We start from the raw sequence: 15,829 nt of genomic DNA, 5'->3' as shown, positions 1-15,829 counted from the left end.
TCCTGTCACGCCCCTCGTCACTCGGCCTCGCCGCGGACGCCTTCGTAGACCGCCAGCTGGTCCTCGTCGAAGTTGTCGCGGAGGTAGGCGTCGGCCTGGCTGCGGAAGGCCTCGACGTCGACGTCGTCGACGACCTTCATGTCGCCGCTCTCCTCCCACTCCGCGAGCGTGGCCTCCTCGTCCTCGGCCACGCACTCCGGGACCTGCTCCTCCGCCGCCTCGACCGCGGACGTCAGGGCGTCCTGCTGCTCGGAGCTGAGGCCCGACCACGAGTCGCCCCCGATGATCACCAGGTTGGAGTTCGCCTGGTGGTCCGACATCGAGATGTAGTCCTGGACGTCCTGGAGGCTGCTGGCCGCGATGTTGGTGATCGGGTTCTCCTGCCCGTCGACCGTGCCCTGCTGGAGGGCGAGGAACAGCTCCTCGTAGGCCACCTCGGTCGCGTCGGCGCCCAGCGCCTTGGCGTTCATGAGGAACTGCGGGGAGTTGGGGAAACGCATCCGCAGGCCGTCGAGGTCACCCGGCTCGCGGATCGGCTCGTTGGCGGTGAACTCACGCATGCCGGCAGACCACGCGCCCAGGGTGTGCACGCCGGTCTCCTCCTCGAACCCCTGCAGCAGCTCATCGGCGGCGTCGCTGTCGAAGTAGCGAGCGAGGTGGTCGCTGTCGTCGAAGGCGTACGCCGCATCGAGCACGGACACCTGCTCGTAGATGGCGCCCAGCGCGGATGCGCCCTGGATGTCCATGTCGATGTCGCCGGAGACCACCGAGGCGATCCGGTCGGCGTCCGCTCCGAGCTGGCTCGAGGAGAAGATCTCGATCGACATCCCGACGTCGGCCTTCTCGACCTCGTCGGCGATGACCTGCGCCCCGCAGCGGTGCTGCGGCTGGTCCTCGGTGTAGCTGTGGGCCAGCTGCAGGGTGGCGTCCCCGCCGGACTCCCCGGACCCGCCGCCTTCGTCTTCGTCGTCGCCACCACAGGCGGCGAGGAACATCGTTAGCGCGACGACGCAGGCTGCGAGGGCCGCGCTCCTTCCCTTCGTGCGAGGTGCCATCATCGATTCCTTTTCTCAGTGGTGGTCCGAGAGCGGCTCGTCTCGGTCGCGACGAGCTCGTCGAAGTCGCGCAGCATCGCGGCGCGGTCGGCGGGCCGGCCGGTGATCAGCTCGAAGGCGTCGGCGGCCTGGTGCACGGCCATCCCGGCGCCCGTCAGGACGGTGCACCCGGCCGCCGCGGCGGCGTCCAGGAGAGGTGTGTGGAGCGGCCGGTAGACGATGTCAGCCACCCACAGCGAAGGCCGGAGCACCTCGTCCGGGACCGGCGACCCGGGGTGGGCGGCCATGCCCATGGGGCTGGCGTTGACCAGACCCGTGGCCATGCCCACGGCCGCCCGCAGCCATCCCTCGGTCGGCTGCACGATCTCGATGTCGGTCGGGCGGTCGTCCAGCGAGGCCGCGAGCCGGGCAGCACGTTCGTGGTCGAGGTCCACGACGAGGAGTCGGCGTACGCCCAGGTCGACGAGCGCGTGTGCCACCGCAGTCCCGGCCCCGCCCGCGCCGAGCAGCACCACGCGGTCGCGGTCGACGTCCGGCAGCCCGTCGGTGAAGGACCGCTTGAACCCGGTGACGTCGGTGTTGTGCCCGGTCGTCCGTCCGTCGCGGATGATGATCGTGTTGAGCGCGCCGATCGCCTGGACCGCGGGGGCCGTCTCGTCGACGAGCGGCACCATCGCCTGCTTCACCGGGTGGGTGATGTTGAGGCCGTCGTAGCCCAGCTCGATCGCGGCGCCGAGGAGGTGCTCGAGGTGAGCGGCGTCCACCACTCCGCCGGCCTGCTCGATGACCTTGTAGACGTAGCGCAGACCCTGGCGCTCGGCCTCCCGCTCGTGCATCTCGGGCGTCAGCGACGGTCCGACGCCCTGCCCGATGAGGCCGGCGAGCCACGAACGCCGGTCCGGCGCGCTCACAGGCCCAGCCTCTCGGGCAGGTAGAGGATCACGTCCGGCCAGAAGATGATCCCGAAGCAGAGGAGCGTCAGCGGCACGAGGAAGGGCAGCGAGCCCCAGAAGACCTCCGCCATCCTGGCCTTGGTGATGGCCTGCAGGACGAAGATGACCGTGCCCACCGGCGGCGTCAGCAGCCCGATCATCTGCGACAGGATCATCAGCACGCCGAGCGCGATCGGGTCCACGTCGTACTGCGCCGCGATCGGCAGCAGGATGGGGACGGTCAGCGTGAGCACGGCGATCGCGTCGAGTGCCGTGCCCAGCACCATCGACAACGCGAAGACCAGGAGGAGGAACACGGTGGCGTCGCTCGTCAGGCCGAGCATCCACTGGGAGATCTCCTGGGGGACCCGTTCGCGGGCGAGGACGTAGCCCAGCAGGTTGGCCGACGCGACGATCAGCATGATGCTGCCGGTGGTGAGCGCGGCCTCGATGAACACCTTCGGCAGGTCACGCAGGTGCAGGGTGCGGAGGGCGAACCCGAGGAGGAGCATGTAGAGGGCACCGACGGCCGCCGCCTCGGTGGGCGTGACGAATCCGCCGAGGATCCCGCCGAGGATGATCACGGGCGCACCGAGCGGCGCGATCACGCGACGGCCGGTGGTCGCCACCCGGCTCCAGCTGAACTCGGTCCTCGGCAGGTCGGGCATCCGCCGCACCCACAGGAACACCACGATGCACAGGCCGATGGCCATCAGGAGGGCCGGCACCACCGAGGCTGCGAAGAGCGCCCCGGTCGAGATGCCGGCCAGACCGGCGTAGATGACTGCCGGGATGCTCGGCGGCATCACCGGGGCGATCAGGGAGGACGAGCCCACGACCCCGAGCGCGAACGGACGCGAGTAGCCGGCGCGCAGCATGGCCGGGATCTCGACCTTGCCGAGCGCGGCCGCGTCCGCCACCGCGGAGCCGCTCATCCACGAGAAGCCGAGGCTGACACCGACGCTGACGTAGCCGAGGCTGCCGCGCACCCGGCCGAGCAGCGCGAGTGCGAAGTCGAAGAGCCGGTCGGCGATGCCCGCCTTGTTGGCGATCGAGCCGAGAAGGATGAAGAGCGGCACCGCGAGCAGCGGGAAGCTCGCCGTCGAGTTGGACACCAGCCTCAGGGCCAGGCCCACGGACTGGTCGCTCGTCATCATGTAGAGGAAGCAGGGGCCGAAGAACGCGAACGCGACCGGGACGCGGATCACCAGCAGCGCGGCGATCAGGAGGCAGAGGACGAGGACGCTCATGCCGTGGGCATCTCGTGGGTCGCCAGGGCGTCGTACGTCGGTTCGGGCACGCCGTGCACGGCGTAGTCCACGGCGGCGATCAGCGAGCGGACCACCACGCTGACGAAGCCGATCATCGAGATGCCGTAGAGCCAGGACATCGGCATCCGCATCGCCGGCGACTTGAGCATGTCCTGGGTCTGCACGAGCTCCCACGCCTCCGCGCACAGGGCGACACCGATCAGCGCGACGACGAGGCAGGAGACGACGCGGACGACCCGCCGCACGAGGTCGCCCGGGACGAGGTCGATCATCTCGATGGAGATGTGGGAGTCGTTGGTGACCAGGACGCCGGCGAGGACGAAGGTGAGCCAGACCAGGCAGAACCTGGCGAGCTCCCCGCTCCACGGCCATCCGTCGATCGGGAGGTAGCGCTGCGCCGCCTGGACCAGCACCAGGCCGAAGATCAGCACCAGCGCGGCGACACCGATCGTCAGCTCCACGGCGGTCAGCACCCGTGCCACTCGCCTCAGCCACGCCGGCATGTGCCGGTCGCCTCGGCCGTCCTTGGTGATGGTCGTCACAGCGGCGAAGTTACGGAGTGCGGCAAACATGCGGCAAGGGGTTGCCATCGAGTTGCCACGTACGTTGTCCTGTCCTCGTGGCCCGACCCACCATCTACGACGTCGCGACCGCTGCGGGCGTCGCCACCTCGACCGTCTCGCGCGCCTTCACCAACCCCGGGAGGGTCTCGACCGAGACCCGTGAACGGGTGCTGGCCAGCGCGGCCGAGCTCGGCTACCGGCCCAACCCTCATGCACGGGCGCTGCTGTCAGGCCGCCACCACACCGTGGCCATGGTGGTCTCTGACATCACCAACCCGCACTACTTCGAGCTGATCCGGGGCGCCGAGATGCGGGCCCGCATGTCGGAGTACACGCTGCTGCTCGTGAACGCGGAGGAGTCGCCGCGGATGGAGTGGGAGCAGATCCAGCGACTCGCGCCGGCCGTCGACGGATTCCTCCTTGCAGCGAGCCGGCTGCCGGACGAGAACCTGAGGCAGATCGCGGACCAGCGTCCAGTGGTCCTCATGAGCCGGGAGGTGCCCGGGCTCGCCAGCGTCGTGCTGGACCACGTCGAGGGGTGCCGGCAGATCGTCGCCCACCTCTCCTCGCTGGGCCACCGCGAGCTCGTCTACCTCGCCGGACCACGCAACTCCTGGATGGCTGCCACCCGCTGGGCTGCCCTGAAGGAGGCGGCTGAGGGAGCCGGAACCACCGCTCGCCGGATCGGACCGTTCACCCCGAAGGTCAGCCAGGGCGGGGCAGCCGCGGACGGCGCCCTGAACGACGGCGCCTCGGCGATCGTCGCCCACAACGACCTGCTCGCGATCGGCGTCATCCAGCGCCTCACGCAGCGGGGCCTACGAGTGCCCGCCGACGTCAGCGTCGTGGGGTTCGACAACATCTTCGCCGCCGACGTGTGCACCCCCGGGCTCACCACGCTCGGCGGCGCTCACGTGGACCTCGGGCGGGTCGCCGTCGAGCTGCTGCTCACCGCCGACGCCCGGGCGAACGACGACCAACCGTCCGTCGTCCTGCCCACCGAGCTCGTGCTGCGCGGGTCCACCGGGGCCGCGTAGGAGGTGCCCGTCGTCGCCGGGCTCAGTCGTCGTCGCGCCCGCCTGCGAACACCTCGCGGGCGATCCGGAACGCGGTGTTCGCGTCCGGTACGCCGCAATAGATCGCGCTCTGCAGCAGGGTCTCGCCGATCTCCTCCACCGTCACCCCGTTGCGGCGTGCGGCGCGCAGGTGCATCGCCAGCTCCTCGTGGTGACCCCTGGCGACGAGCGCGGTGATCGTGATCAGCGAGCGGGTGCGCCGGTCGAGGCCGGGACGCGTCCACACCGTGCCCCAGGCGTACTCCGTGATCATGGTCTGGAAGTCGCGGTCCAGGTCGGTGATCCGGTCGGTCGCGCGGTCGACGTGCTCGTCGCCGAGCACTTCGCGGCGCACGGCCATGCCGTCGTCGTACTTCGTCATGCCACCTCCAGGTGGGATCGTGCGTGGGTCAGCGGGCCGCTTCGGCAGCAGCGAGGTTGTCGGCCATCCGGTCCGGGTGCACCTGCAGCCCGGCGATCAGGTCGGCGGTCTGGCTCGTGGCGACGGCGGTACGCCGGACCAGCAGGCGCAGCGTGTCCCACTCGGCGTGCCACGCACCGTCGGCGCGTTCGTCGACCTGGTCGGCGGCACACAGGTGGAGCGTGGCGAGCAGCTGGGGCGCGGTGAGGGCGGCCCGCCGGACGAGCACGGACAGGACCGGGTTGGCCTTGTGCGGCATCGACGACGAACCTCCACCGGACGACTCGGAGACCTCGCCGATCTCGGGGCGCGAGAGCTCGAGCACGTCGCGCGCGATCCGCCCGCACGCTCCGGTCGTCGCCGTCAGGGCGTCGGCGATCCGGGTGATCGGCCGGCGGTCGGTGTGCCAGGCCGGTACGTCGTCCAGGCCGAGCCGGGAGGCCAGGCGGTCGTCCCGCACGGTGCCGACCGGTCCCCCGCACTGTGCGGGAAAGGCCAGCGCGGTCAGGTCGTCGGAGGCGCCGGACAGGCCGGAGCGCCACACCGAGACCTTGTGCCCGAACGTGATCGGCAGCGCCCACTGCGTGAGCGTCCGGCCGATCATCGGCGCCTCGCCGTGCGCGGCCGCGAGCCGGTCGAGCGCCGATGTGGCGGAGGACAGGTGCGCGCGCACCGCACCCACGGCGTCGCGCAGCATCAGCACCAGCGCCGTGTCGAGCACGTCCTGCGACGTGAGCCCGGTGTGCACGTCGACCCCGGGGTGGGCGTCACGCAGGGCCGCGACGAGCGGGATGACCGCGTTGCCGCCGGCCTCCGCATCGAACGGACCGTCCGGGACCCCGAGGGAGGTGCCCGCCCAGGCCGACTCGACCGCCACCATCGCCGCCACGAACGCCTCGTCGGTGAACACGTCGCCCGCCAGGCGGTCGCCGGGCCAGAACAGGTCACTCATCGCCGAAGTCGAGGAAGACGGTCTCGTCCTCGCCCTGGAGGCGTACGTCGAAGCGGAAGCCGGACCCGTCGGCGGTGGCCACGAGGGTCGACCGACGGTCCGCGGCGAGTTCATCGAGGAACGCGTCGGACGTGCCCGGCAGGTAGGCACGCGTGAAGAGCCGGTGGAGCAGCCCGCGTGCGAAGACCGTGACCGCGAAGAACGGTGCCGACTCCCCTGGCACCAGGGTGGTGAAGGAGTAGCGCCCCTCCGCATCGGTCGCGCTCCGGCCGAAGCCGGTGAAGGTCCAGCCGTCGCGGTGCAGCGACCCGGCCTGCTGCACGACCTCACCGGCCGCGTCGGCCTGCCAGAGCTCGAGGATGGCGTCGGGCACCGGCTCGCCCGCGCCGTCGCGGACCGTGCCGTGCAGGCGAACCGCGCCTGCGGCGCCCCGCGGCACCAGCTCGCTGTCGCCGTCGTAGGGCAGCGCGTAGTGGAAGAACGGTCCCACCGTCTGGCCGGGAGTCGGGATGGGGGTCACGCGTGGTCCTCCTCGGCAGCGTCCTGTTCGAGCGGGGTGCGGTGCGACCCCGTCAGCACAATGTCCCACCGATAGCCGGTGGCCCACTCGTGCTGCGTCACGTCGTGGTCGTAGGTCGCGACCAGCCGTTCGCGGGCGCGCGGGTCGACGATGGACTGGAAGATCGGGTCGAGGCCGAAGAGCGGGTCGCCCGGGAAGTACATCTGGGTCACCAGGCGCTGGGTGAAGTCGGTGCCGAAGAGGGAGAAGTGGATGTGCGCCGGCCGCCAGGCGTTGTGGTGGTTCTTCCACGGGTAGGGGCCGGGCTTGATGGTGGTGAACCGGTAGGTGCCGTCGGCGTCGGTGAGGCAGCGCCCCATCCCGGTGAAGTGCGGATCGAGTGCCGCCGGGTGCTGGTCGCGCTGGTGGATGTAGCGCCCGCCGGCGTTGGCTTGCCAGACCTCCACGAGCTGGTGGCGTACCGGCCGCCCCTCGCCGTCGAGGACGCGGCCCGTGACGACCATCCGCTCCCCCACCGGCTCGCCGCCCTTCTGGATCGTCAGGTCCGACTCGAGCTCGCCGACGTCGCGTGCGCCGAACACCGGCGCCCAGAGCTCGATCCCCTCGGGGTCGGCCTGCTGGAGATCCTTCGTCGGGTGGCGCAGCCGGGAGGAGCGGTACGGCGCGTAGTCTCGCCGCGGCTGTGCCTCGACCCCGTCCCCGGCGGCGTACGACTCCGAGATGACCTGCATCTCCTTGTCGATGGCGTCCTGGGGCTGCAGCCCGGTCATGCTGTCGGCCATCCGGTGTATCCCTCCGCGAGGTAGGTGGCACCGGCCTCGGACGAGACCAGGCTGGTGAGCTCGCCGAGCTGGCGGAGCTCATCGAAGTCCCGGTGCTCCTGCTGGCCCGGCGCCCGGTGGAGCATCGTGGTCATCCAGTAGGAGAAGTGCTGCGCCCTCCACACCCGTTGCAGGGCGCGATCGGTGTAGGCGTCCAGCGCGTCGAGGTCGCCCGTGCCGATGGCGCGCTCGACGACCTCGGCCAGCACGCGGGTGTCGGCCAGGGCGAGGTTCAGCCCTTTGGCGCCGGTGGGCGGCACGGTGTGCGCGGCGTCGCCGGCGAGCAGCAGCCGGCCGCTGCGCATCGGGGTCTGGACGAAGGAGCGGAACGGCAGCACGGTCCGCTCGATCACCGGGCCCTCCTCGAGCTCGAATCCGTCGGGCCCGGCCAGCCGCGCCTGCAGCTCGCTCCAGATCCGGTCGTCGGACCAGGCGTTCGCGTCCTCGCCCGGGTCGCACTGGAAGTACATCCGCTGCACGGTGTCGGTGCGCTGGCTGATCAGCGCGAAGCCCCCGTCCGAGCGCGTGTAGATCAGCTCGGGGGCCGAGCGGGGCGCCTCGCACAGGATCCCGAACCAGGCGAACGGGTACTCCCGGCCGTAGCGGCTCCGCCCCTCCACGTGGTCGCGGCAGATCGAGCGGGAGCCGTCGGCGCCCACGACGAGGTCGGCGCTCACCTCGTGCGCCCGCCCGTCGCCATCGACGTACGTCACCCGCGGCCGGCCGGAGTCGAGGTCGTGCACGGCCGTGTCGGTGATCCCGAAGCGCAGGTCGCCGCCGTCACGGGTGCGGGCGGCGTGGAGGTCGACGAAGACGTCGGTCTGCGGGTAGAGCCACACCGAGGCGCCGACCAGCTCCTCGAAGTCGATGTGGTGGCTCTCGCCGCCGAAGCGCAGGTAGATGCCGCCGTGCCGGTCGCCGTGGGTGATCACCCGCTCGTGGCCGCTCGCGTAGACGCCCGTCTCGGCGAGCAGCCGCACGCTGTCGCGCTCGAGGATGCCGGCGCGGTGGGTCGTGCGGATCTCCTCGACCGTGCGGTTGTCGACCACGACGCACTCGATGCCCGCGCGGTGCAGCAGGTGCGACAGCATCAGCCCCGCGGGGCCGCCGCCGACGATCGCGACCTGCGTGCGGGTCATGGTCATGGGTCGGACGCTAGGGAGGTGGCTGTGGTCGCGTCACCACCCGGATGTCACTCAGTGGAATAGGCTGCGCACGTGGCAGGTGGCTCCGCTCCCGGTGCGTCGCTGGTCGACCGCACCCTCGACGTGCTCGGCGCCTTCGACGAGCGCCACCGGCGGCTGACGCTGACCCGGCTGGCCGCGCGCAGCGGCCTGACCCCGCCCACGACGCTGCGGATCGTCCGACGCCTGCTGGCCGCCGGGGCGCTGGAGCGCACCGACGACGGCTCGTACGTCATCGGCCGGCGCCTGTGGGACATCGGCCTGCTCGCGCCGGTGCAGACCGGGCTGCGCGAGGTCGCCGCACCGTTTCTCCAGGACCTCCAGGCGGCCACCCGCGCGACGGTGCACCTCGCAGAGCGCGACGGCCACCGGGTCCTCTACCTCGACCGGCTCTCCGGCGTCACCTCGGTGCCGGTGGTGAGCAGGGTCGGTTCGCGGCTGCCGATGCACGCGACCGGAGTCGGCAAGGTGCTGCTCGCGCACGCCCCGGTGGAGGTGCAGCAGTGGGTGCTGGCCGACCTGCGGCGGCTGACGCCGTACACGATCGTCACGCCGGGCACCCTGGCCCGCCAGCTCGAGCGGGTCCGACGCGACGGCTTCGCGACCACCCGGGAGGAGCTGACGCTGGGCGCCTGCTCCGTCGCCGTGCCGGTGCGCGACGGCGACGGCGACGTCGTGGCCTCGCTCGGCATCGTGGTGCCGTCGCTGCGCCGCGACCGGGAGCGGCTCGTGGCGGCGCTCTCGGTCGCGGCGGCGGGGATCACGCGCCTCGCACGGTGAGCTCAGACGATCGACCGGCGCTGCTGCCTACCAGGCGACCTGCTGGGCATCCGTGACGAGGACCGGACCGGCGGGCCGGAGCTCGTCGGGCTCGACGGCCTCCCGCAGGCTCGGGAACGTCAGGCCGGTGCGCTCCTCGAGCAGGTCGAGCGGGACGAGCCAGGTGTCGAAGTCGTCGAGGAAGTCGGGCACGGCGCCCTCGATGCCGTCGAGGTCCTGCGTCAGCACGAACGCCTTCGCGCGCAGCTGTCCGCCGAGCCGGTAGACGACGACCTTCCAGTGCTCGACCGGCAGCTGGACGCCCCGGTAGGGCGGGTCCTCCGCGGCGAGCACGGGCCCGCCGAACAGGGTCAGGCGCCGGTCCTCGAGGCCCTCGAGCTCCAGCACGGCGTTCTCGAGCAGGCCCCAGACCCCACCGCGACCGGACTGGTTGAAGTCCTGGTGCTGCGGCGTGATGTTGGTGAAGTGGAAGGAGTCGGAGTTGGCCCGCTTCGCCTCGTCGAGGGTGCCCCACAACAGGTCGGAGCGGCGCGCGATGTGGCCGCGGTCGAGGTCGTTGTCGGCGTAGACCTCCTCCCCGGTCTGTGCGTCGGCCGGGATGCGGGGGTCGAGCCGGAAGCGCTGGCCCGAGCGGCTGATGCTGTCGCCGGGGAACAGGCGCAGGCCGTCGATGTTCCACGCGACCCACCACGCCAAGCGGCGCTCGGGGTGCATCCGGACGGTGAAGTGCACGTAGTCGAGCGGCGTCGCGAGGGCGGGGTCCTCGTCCGGCCCGGGCGCGGGTGCCTGCGGCGGTGCGAGGTCGGTGTCGAGGAAGCGGGGGTCGTACCCGAGGTCAGCCACGTCCGCAGTCTTGCGCACACCTGCGACAGGCGTCAGCGCTGCGCTCAGGCGGGTGCCATGAGCACCCACAGGAGCTCGAGCGCCCGGTCCATCCACTCCGGCGACACCTCGCCGTGGCGGACGAGCTCGCCGAGGTAGGCACCGACCAGCAGGCTCACCACGCCCTCGGCGTCGAGACCTTCCCGCAGGAGGCCGGCGTCGACGTCCTCCTGGATCCGCCGGACGAGGTTGTCGACGTAGGGCTGCAGCGCAGCGCGGAACAGCCCCGTGAACTCCGGGTCACTGTCGCCCACGATCGCGGCGAGACCACCCGGTCCCAGGACCACGCCCATCTGGTGCCACGCCTGCTCGAGCGCGTAGCGGATCTTGTCGCGGACGTCGCCCTCGTCGGGCACGTCCGGCAGGCCGATCGCCGCCGACAGGACGGCCGTCAGCAGCTCGCCGCGGTTGGGGTGGCGGCGGTAGATGGTGGTCTTGGCGACGCCCGACGTGGCTGCCACGCGGTCCATGGTGACGGAGCCCGGGCCGCCCTCGCGGAGGAGCGCGAGGACGGCGGCCTGGAGGCGCTGGTCCACCGACGCTGCACGCGGTCGCCCGGGTCGGGGACCCGTCCCGTCAGGGTCGGGCATGCTCACCTCGCGCGGCTGGGTCCGAGGCGGGCTCGCCGTCGATCTCCGGCGCCGGGTCGGGCTTGGGGATCGACAGCGCCGTGAGCAGCCCGAGGACGAGGACGTACGTCAGCACGGCGGCGAGGGTGAACGCGAGCAGGACGAGCACTGGGTGCATCCCCGCTCACGCAGCCTCGTCGAGCCGGCGGTCGCCGGGCTGCGAAAAGACGGAGGGCGCCGGCGGCGTCGACGACTGCTCCGGGTCCGCCCGCCACTTGTCGAGGAAGTAGATCCACGTGACGGCGCCCATCGACAGCCCGCCCGCGATCGACGCCGCAACGATGAACACGACCACTTCGACACCCATGTGCCACCTCTTCCCGGGCCGTTGCCGGCCCTCAGATTTTCGATACGTCTATCGTAGCGTATCTGTCCAAGGGTCAGGCCTCCGCCAGCTCCTTCAACCGGGCCAGGGCTCGCGCGAGCACCGGGTTCGCGTCGCCCTCGCGGGTGGCCACCACGAGGTCGACGCCGGGCGTGCCGACGAGCGGGACGTAGACCACTCCCGGCACGTTGAGGTCCGACGTCGGCTCCGGCACGACCGCGATGCCGAGCCCTGCTGCGACGAAGGTGACGAGCGTCGAGGTCTCCGCGACCTGGTGCACGACCTGGAGCTCCAGGTCGGCGGCGGCGAACAGGTCGTGGACCAGCGTGTGCATCGCCGAGCGACCGTTGCCCGCATGGATGATCAGCCCCTCGTCGGCCAGCTCGGCGACCCGCAGCCGCTTGCGGTCGGCGTACCTGTGCTCCTGCGGCAGCGCCACGATCAGGCGCTCGTGGCGTACGTCGGTCACCGTGAGCCCGGCGGTGTCGGGCAGCCGGCGGAGCAGCGCCAGGTCGAGCGACCCGTCGTGCAGGGCGGCCACCTGGTCGGGCGAGAGCATCTCCCCGCGGAAGCCGAAGTCGACGTCGGGCAGCTCGGCGCGCATCCGCTTGGCCAGCGCCGGGAGCAGCGAGTACGTCGCCGAGCCGACGCAGCCGACCATCAGCCGGCCGGTGCGGCCGGCGGCGATACGGGCGGCGACGGCGCCGGCCTCGTCGACCGCGGCGAGGATCTCGCGGGCGTGGTCGAGGTAGGCCGCTCCCGCCGGGGTCAGGTCCACGCGCCGCGTCGTGCGGGTCAGGAGGGTGACACCGAGCTCGGCCTCGAGCTGGCGGATCTGCTGCGACAGCGGCGGCTGCGCCATGTGGAGGCGTTCGGCGGCCCGTCCGAAGTGCCGCTGCTCGGCGACGGCGACGAAGTAGCGGAGGTGGCGCAGTTCCATCCACTCATACTTGCAGGGTTCTAGTCGCTTGGAAATGGATACTTCCGCGTATCACTGGGTCACGCCTAGGTTCGACCGCATGTCCCATCCCCCGATCCCCCGCTGCGCGCTCGTCGTCCCCGCCTCGCACCCGCGGATGGTCGCGAAGGCGCTGGCCTCCGGGGCGGACGAGGTGGTGCTCGACCTCGAGGACGCCGTGGCGCCCGAGGCCAAGGACGCCGCCCGTGCGGCGGTGGTCGAGGTCCTCGAGGGCGACGCAGCCCCGTCGCTCGCCGTCCGGATCAACCAGGTCGGCACCCCCTGGTGCCACCGCGACGTCCTCGCCGTCGCCGACGCACGTGCCCGCGACGGCCGGGCGGTCACGCTCGTGGTGCCCAAGGTGGAGTCGGCAGCCGACGTCGGCTTCGTGGAGCGACTGCTCCGGGGTGCCGCCCCCGGTGCGCGCGTCCAGGTCGACGTGCTGGTCGAGTCCGCCCCCGCGCTCCGGGACCTCGATGCCATCGTGTCCGCCAGCTCGCTGGTGCGGGCGGTCGTCGTGGGCTACGCCGACCTCGCCGCCGACCTCGGCCGCGACCCGGGCGCGGACCCGACGCTGTGGGACGTCGTACGCCACCAGGTGGTCGTCGCCGCGCGGGCGGCCGGCCGTGCGGTGATCGACGGACCGTGGCTCGGCACCGCCGCCGACGATGCGTTCACCCGTGACCGGGAGCGGGCCCGGGCGCTGGGGTTCGACGGCACCTGGGTGATCCACCCCGCGCAGGTCGAGGCGGCGACCCTGACCTACAACCCGTCGGCCGAGCAGCTGGACTGGGCGGAGCGGATCGTGTCCGCGCTGGAGCACTCGGTGGCCGGCGGCGCCGGGGCCGTGGCCCTCGACGGGCAGATGCTCGACGAGGCCGTGGCGGTCCGGGCACGCGCGGTGCTGGCGCGGGCGGAGGCCCTGCGATGAGCGCCCCCACGACCCAGGCGCGCGGCCCCTGGTTCGACGAGCTCCGCAGCGGTCAGGTCTTCGACTCCGCCCCGGCGGTCACGCTGACCTCCGGCGGCGCCGCCCTGCACCAGGCGATCGTCGGTGACCGGCTCCCGCTCGCGACCGACCACGAGCTCGGCCGACGCCTCGGCGGGCGAGGCCCGCTCGCCCACCCGGCGTACGTCTGGGACACCTGCATCGGGCAGTCGACGCAGGCCACCCACTTCGTGCGAGCGAACCTCTTCTACCGCGGGCTGGTCTTCCGGCGGCTGCCGGCGCTGGGCGACACGTTGTCCACGACCACCACCGTCGTCGGCCTCAAGCAGAACACCCCGCGCGAGGGGAAGCCGCTGACCGGTCTGGCCGCCCTCCGCATCACGACCGTCGACCAGGACGGCGCACCCGTCCTCGACTTCCACCGGTGCGCGATGCTCCCCCTCTCCCCCGGCGCCCCGCCCACCGACCACGCCGACGACCTCTCGTCGATCGGCTCGGGGACCGACGTCCCCCTCGCCATGCTCGAAGGGCTAGATGTCAGCGCCCTCCCGGAGCGCCCCGCCCCGCCTGCGGTCGGGACCACGATCGAGGTGGTCGGCGGCGACGTGGTGAGCAGCGCTCCCGAGCTGGCGCGCCTGACCCTCAACGTCGCGCAGGTGCACCACGACGCGCGTGCCGGCGGCGGACAGCGGCTGGTCTACGGGGGCCACACCATCGGCATCGCCGCCGCCCAGGCGAGCCGCGCGCTCCCGGGCCTCGTCACGATCCTCGGGTGGCGCTCCTGCGACCACACCGGTCCGGTGCACGAGGGCGACACCCTGCGCAGCACCGTCACCGTCGAGGACGTACGTCCCGGGCCGGGAGTCACGCGCGTCGTCGACCTCCGCTCCGTCGTCACCGCAGACGCGACGGATGGTGGCGACCCGCGACCCGTTCTCGACTGGCGCTTCTCGGGGTGGTGCTGATGAGTGCGCCGCTCGCCGGCCTCCGGGTGGTCGAGACGACCAGCTTCGTCGCCGGTCCCCTGGCCGGGATGACCCTCGCCCAGCTCGGCGCCGAGGTGATCCGCCTCGACCCGGCGTCCGGTCCCGCCGACGCAGGTCGCTGGCCGCTCGACCGCAAGGGCCACAGCCTGTTCTGGTCCGGGCTCAACAAGGGCGTGCGGTCGGTCGCGCTGGACTTCCGGAGCCCCGAGGGGCAGGAGCTGGCGAGCGCGCTGATCACGGCGCCCGGTGAGGACGCCGGGCTGTTCGTCGACAACACGATCGGCCGGGACTTCCTCTCGTACGAGGCGCTGAGCGCTCGGCGAGCGGACCTGGTGCACGTGCACATCCAGGGCCACCCGGACGGACGCCCGGCCATGGACTACGCGGTCAACCCCCTCTACGGCGTGCCGATGCTCACCCGGCACGTCGACAGCGAGCGCCCGGTCAACCACGTGCTGCCCGCGTGGGACATCGCCACCGGCCTCCTCGCCGTCTCGGGGCTGCTGGCCGGTCTGCACCGCCGGCGCCAGGACGGGGTCGGGTCCCGGATCGACCTGGCCCTGGCCGACGTCGCCGCCGCGCACGTCGCCCACCTCGGCTGGCTGGCCGAGACGGCCGAGCGCGGCCACGACCGGCCCCGGCTGGGCAACCACATGTTCGGCGCCTTCGGCGTGGACTTCGCGTGCGCCGACGGCCGCCGTGTCATCGCGGTCGCCATCACCCGCCAGCAGTGGGGCGACCTCGTGCGGCTCACCGGGACCGGCGCCGTCTTCGACGCCCTCGCCGCCAGCACCGGCGCGGACCTGTCCGTCGAGGGACAGCGGTTCGAGCACCGCGCGATCATCGAGGCCGTGCTCGCACCGTGGTTCGCGGCCCGCACCGCTGCCGAGGTCACCGCCGCCGCTGCGGACAGCCGGGTGATGGTCGGCGAGTTCCGTTCGCCCAAGGAGGTCGTCGACGCGTACCGGCGCGGCGACGAGTCCGCCGTCCTCGTGGAGGTCGAGCAGGGCGGCAGCCCCATGCTCACCGGCACGTCGCCGCTGCGCTGGGACCGGGCGTACGCCGTCCCACGTCCCGCACCGACCTTCGGCTCCGACACCGAGTGGGCGCTGGCCGACGTGCTCGGACTGAGCGACCTCGAGATCGGCCGGCTCGCCGACGCCGGCGTCGTACGCCCCACCTCCCCCACCCCTGCGATGAACGGAGCACGCTGATGCCTCGCCTCTGCCTGACCGATGGCCTCTCCGAGGACCAGTCCGAGATCTTGAAGGCTGTCCGGCAGTTCGTGGACGAGCAGATCATCCCGGTGGCCCAGGAGCTCGAGCACGCCGACGAGTACCCGACCGAGATCATCGAGGGGTTGAAGGAGCTCGGCGTGTTCGGGCTGACGATCCCGGAGGAGTTCGGCGGGCTCGGCGAGAGCCTGCTGACGTATGCGCTGGTGGTCGAGGAGATCGCGCGGGGGTGGATGAGCGTGTCGGGGGTGATCAACACCCACTTCATCGTGGCCTACATGCTGCTGCGGCACGGCACGCCGGAGCAGAAG

The 15,829-nt window shown here is 72.1% G+C and carries 20 protein-coding genes; 6 read left to right on the top strand and 14 right to left on the bottom strand.

Annotation, left to right across the window (positions count from 1 at the left end):
* Positions 1-17: 17 nt before the first annotated feature.
* The 4 genes from AC1DP1_RS21495 to AC1DP1_RS21480 are packed head-to-tail and all read right to left on the bottom strand — an operon-like array spanning position 18 to position 3,800.
* Entirely contained in the window at positions 18-1,055 is a 1,038-nt protein-coding gene (locus AC1DP1_RS21495) for a DctP family TRAP transporter solute-binding subunit (protein WP_457191808.1), read from the bottom strand.
* The gene (locus tag AC1DP1_RS21490) at positions 1,055-1,966 is read right to left on the bottom strand and encodes a shikimate dehydrogenase (RefSeq protein WP_457191806.1); all 912 of its coding nucleotides are present in this window, start codon (positions 1,964-1,966) and stop codon (positions 1,055-1,057) included. The genes AC1DP1_RS21495 and AC1DP1_RS21490 overlap by 1 nt, the downstream gene beginning before the upstream one ends.
* On the bottom strand, positions 1,963-3,237 hold the full coding sequence (locus AC1DP1_RS21485; RefSeq protein ID WP_477508562.1) for a TRAP transporter large permease: 1,275 nt from the start codon (positions 3,235-3,237) through the stop codon (positions 1,963-1,965). Before AC1DP1_RS21485 ends, AC1DP1_RS21490 begins: the two co-directional genes overlap by 4 nt.
* A complete protein-coding gene (locus tag AC1DP1_RS21480) occupies positions 3,234-3,800 on the bottom strand; it encodes a TRAP transporter small permease (protein WP_477508561.1) in 567 nt (188 codons plus the stop codon). Before AC1DP1_RS21480 ends, AC1DP1_RS21485 begins: the two co-directional genes overlap by 4 nt.
* A gap of 77 nt (positions 3,801-3,877) precedes the next feature.
* Between AC1DP1_RS21480 and AC1DP1_RS21475 the strand changes: the two genes are divergently transcribed.
* Positions 3,878-4,858 carry a LacI family DNA-binding transcriptional regulator gene (locus AC1DP1_RS21475; protein ID WP_477508560.1) on the top strand — a complete coding sequence of 327 codons (981 nt, stop codon included), beginning with the start codon at positions 3,878-3,880 and terminating at the stop codon, positions 4,856-4,858.
* 22 nt (positions 4,859-4,880) lie between these two features.
* On the opposite strand, the gene pcaC is transcribed toward AC1DP1_RS21475, so the two are convergent.
* The 5 genes from pcaC to AC1DP1_RS21450 are packed head-to-tail and all read right to left on the bottom strand — an operon-like array spanning position 4,881 to position 8,735.
* Entirely contained in the window at positions 4,881-5,258 is a 378-nt protein-coding gene (gene pcaC, locus AC1DP1_RS21470) for a 4-carboxymuconolactone decarboxylase (RefSeq protein ID WP_457191798.1), read from the bottom strand.
* A gap of 28 nt (positions 5,259-5,286) precedes the next feature.
* Entirely contained in the window at positions 5,287-6,249 is a 963-nt protein-coding gene (locus AC1DP1_RS21465; protein ID WP_477508559.1) for a lyase family protein, read from the bottom strand.
* The gene (gene pcaG, locus AC1DP1_RS21460; RefSeq protein WP_477508558.1) at positions 6,242-6,769 is read right to left on the bottom strand and encodes a protocatechuate 3,4-dioxygenase subunit alpha; all 528 of its coding nucleotides are present in this window, start codon (positions 6,767-6,769) and stop codon (positions 6,242-6,244) included. The genes AC1DP1_RS21465 and pcaG overlap by 8 nt, the downstream gene beginning before the upstream one ends.
* On the bottom strand, positions 6,766-7,551 hold the full coding sequence (gene pcaH / locus AC1DP1_RS21455) for a protocatechuate 3,4-dioxygenase subunit beta (protein WP_477508557.1): 786 nt from the start codon (positions 7,549-7,551) through the stop codon (positions 6,766-6,768). The genes pcaG and pcaH overlap by 4 nt, the downstream gene beginning before the upstream one ends.
* Positions 7,536-8,735, bottom strand: a complete 1,200-nt coding sequence (locus AC1DP1_RS21450) for a 4-hydroxybenzoate 3-monooxygenase (protein ID WP_477508556.1) — start codon at positions 8,733-8,735, stop codon at positions 7,536-7,538. Before AC1DP1_RS21450 ends, pcaH begins: the two co-directional genes overlap by 16 nt.
* A gap of 72 nt (positions 8,736-8,807) precedes the next feature.
* Here AC1DP1_RS21450 and AC1DP1_RS21445 point away from each other — a divergent pair, with 72 nt between their 5' ends.
* On the top strand, positions 8,808-9,554 hold the full coding sequence (locus tag AC1DP1_RS21445) for an IclR family transcriptional regulator (protein ID WP_477508555.1): 747 nt from the start codon (positions 8,808-8,810) through the stop codon (positions 9,552-9,554).
* 27 nt (positions 9,555-9,581) lie between these two features.
* On the opposite strand, the gene AC1DP1_RS21440 is transcribed toward AC1DP1_RS21445, so the two are convergent.
* From AC1DP1_RS21440 to AC1DP1_RS21420, 5 genes are all read right to left on the bottom strand, one after another.
* A complete protein-coding gene (locus tag AC1DP1_RS21440; RefSeq protein WP_477508554.1) occupies positions 9,582-10,397 on the bottom strand; it encodes a DNA/RNA non-specific endonuclease in 816 nt (271 codons plus the stop codon).
* Positions 10,398-10,441: 44 nt separating this feature from the next.
* Complete coding sequence (locus AC1DP1_RS21435; protein ID WP_477508553.1) at positions 10,442-10,972, bottom strand: TetR/AcrR family transcriptional regulator; 531 nt, start codon at positions 10,970-10,972, stop codon at positions 10,442-10,444.
* Positions 10,973-11,012: 40 nt separating this feature from the next.
* Positions 11,013-11,174: a hypothetical protein gene (locus AC1DP1_RS21430; RefSeq protein WP_477508552.1), complete on the bottom strand. Its 162-nt coding sequence runs from the start codon at positions 11,172-11,174 to the stop codon at positions 11,013-11,015.
* Between the two features lie 15 nt (positions 11,175-11,189).
* Positions 11,190-11,372 carry a hypothetical protein gene (locus AC1DP1_RS21425; RefSeq protein ID WP_457191780.1) on the bottom strand — a complete coding sequence of 61 codons (183 nt, stop codon included), beginning with the start codon at positions 11,370-11,372 and terminating at the stop codon, positions 11,190-11,192.
* Positions 11,373-11,445: 73 nt separating this feature from the next.
* On the bottom strand, positions 11,446-12,330 hold the full coding sequence (locus tag AC1DP1_RS21420; RefSeq protein ID WP_457191778.1) for a LysR substrate-binding domain-containing protein: 885 nt from the start codon (positions 12,328-12,330) through the stop codon (positions 11,446-11,448).
* 79 nt (positions 12,331-12,409) lie between these two features.
* Here AC1DP1_RS21420 and AC1DP1_RS21415 point away from each other — a divergent pair, with 79 nt between their 5' ends.
* The 4 genes from AC1DP1_RS21415 to AC1DP1_RS21400 all read left to right on the top strand — a co-directional run.
* Positions 12,410-13,279 carry an HpcH/HpaI aldolase/citrate lyase family protein gene (locus AC1DP1_RS21415; protein WP_477508551.1) on the top strand — a complete coding sequence of 290 codons (870 nt, stop codon included), beginning with the start codon at positions 12,410-12,412 and terminating at the stop codon, positions 13,277-13,279.
* A complete protein-coding gene (locus AC1DP1_RS21410) occupies positions 13,276-14,262 on the top strand; it encodes a MaoC family dehydratase (RefSeq protein WP_477508550.1) in 987 nt (328 codons plus the stop codon). Before AC1DP1_RS21415 ends, AC1DP1_RS21410 begins: the two co-directional genes overlap by 4 nt.
* The gene (locus tag AC1DP1_RS21405; RefSeq protein ID WP_477508549.1) at positions 14,262-15,497 is read left to right on the top strand and encodes a CoA transferase; all 1,236 of its coding nucleotides are present in this window, start codon (positions 14,262-14,264) and stop codon (positions 15,495-15,497) included. Before AC1DP1_RS21410 ends, AC1DP1_RS21405 begins: the two co-directional genes overlap by 1 nt.
* Positions 15,497-15,829: acyl-CoA dehydrogenase family protein (locus tag AC1DP1_RS21400; RefSeq protein WP_477508548.1), on the top strand; the 333-nt coding region annotated here is incomplete at its 3' end. The genes AC1DP1_RS21405 and AC1DP1_RS21400, both read left to right, overlap by 1 nt.

Source organism: Nocardioides sp. P4_G10, from assembly GCF_056401175.1.
Note: the sequence above shows the minus strand (reverse complement) of the source record. Positions and strands in the feature narration are given on the sequence as shown.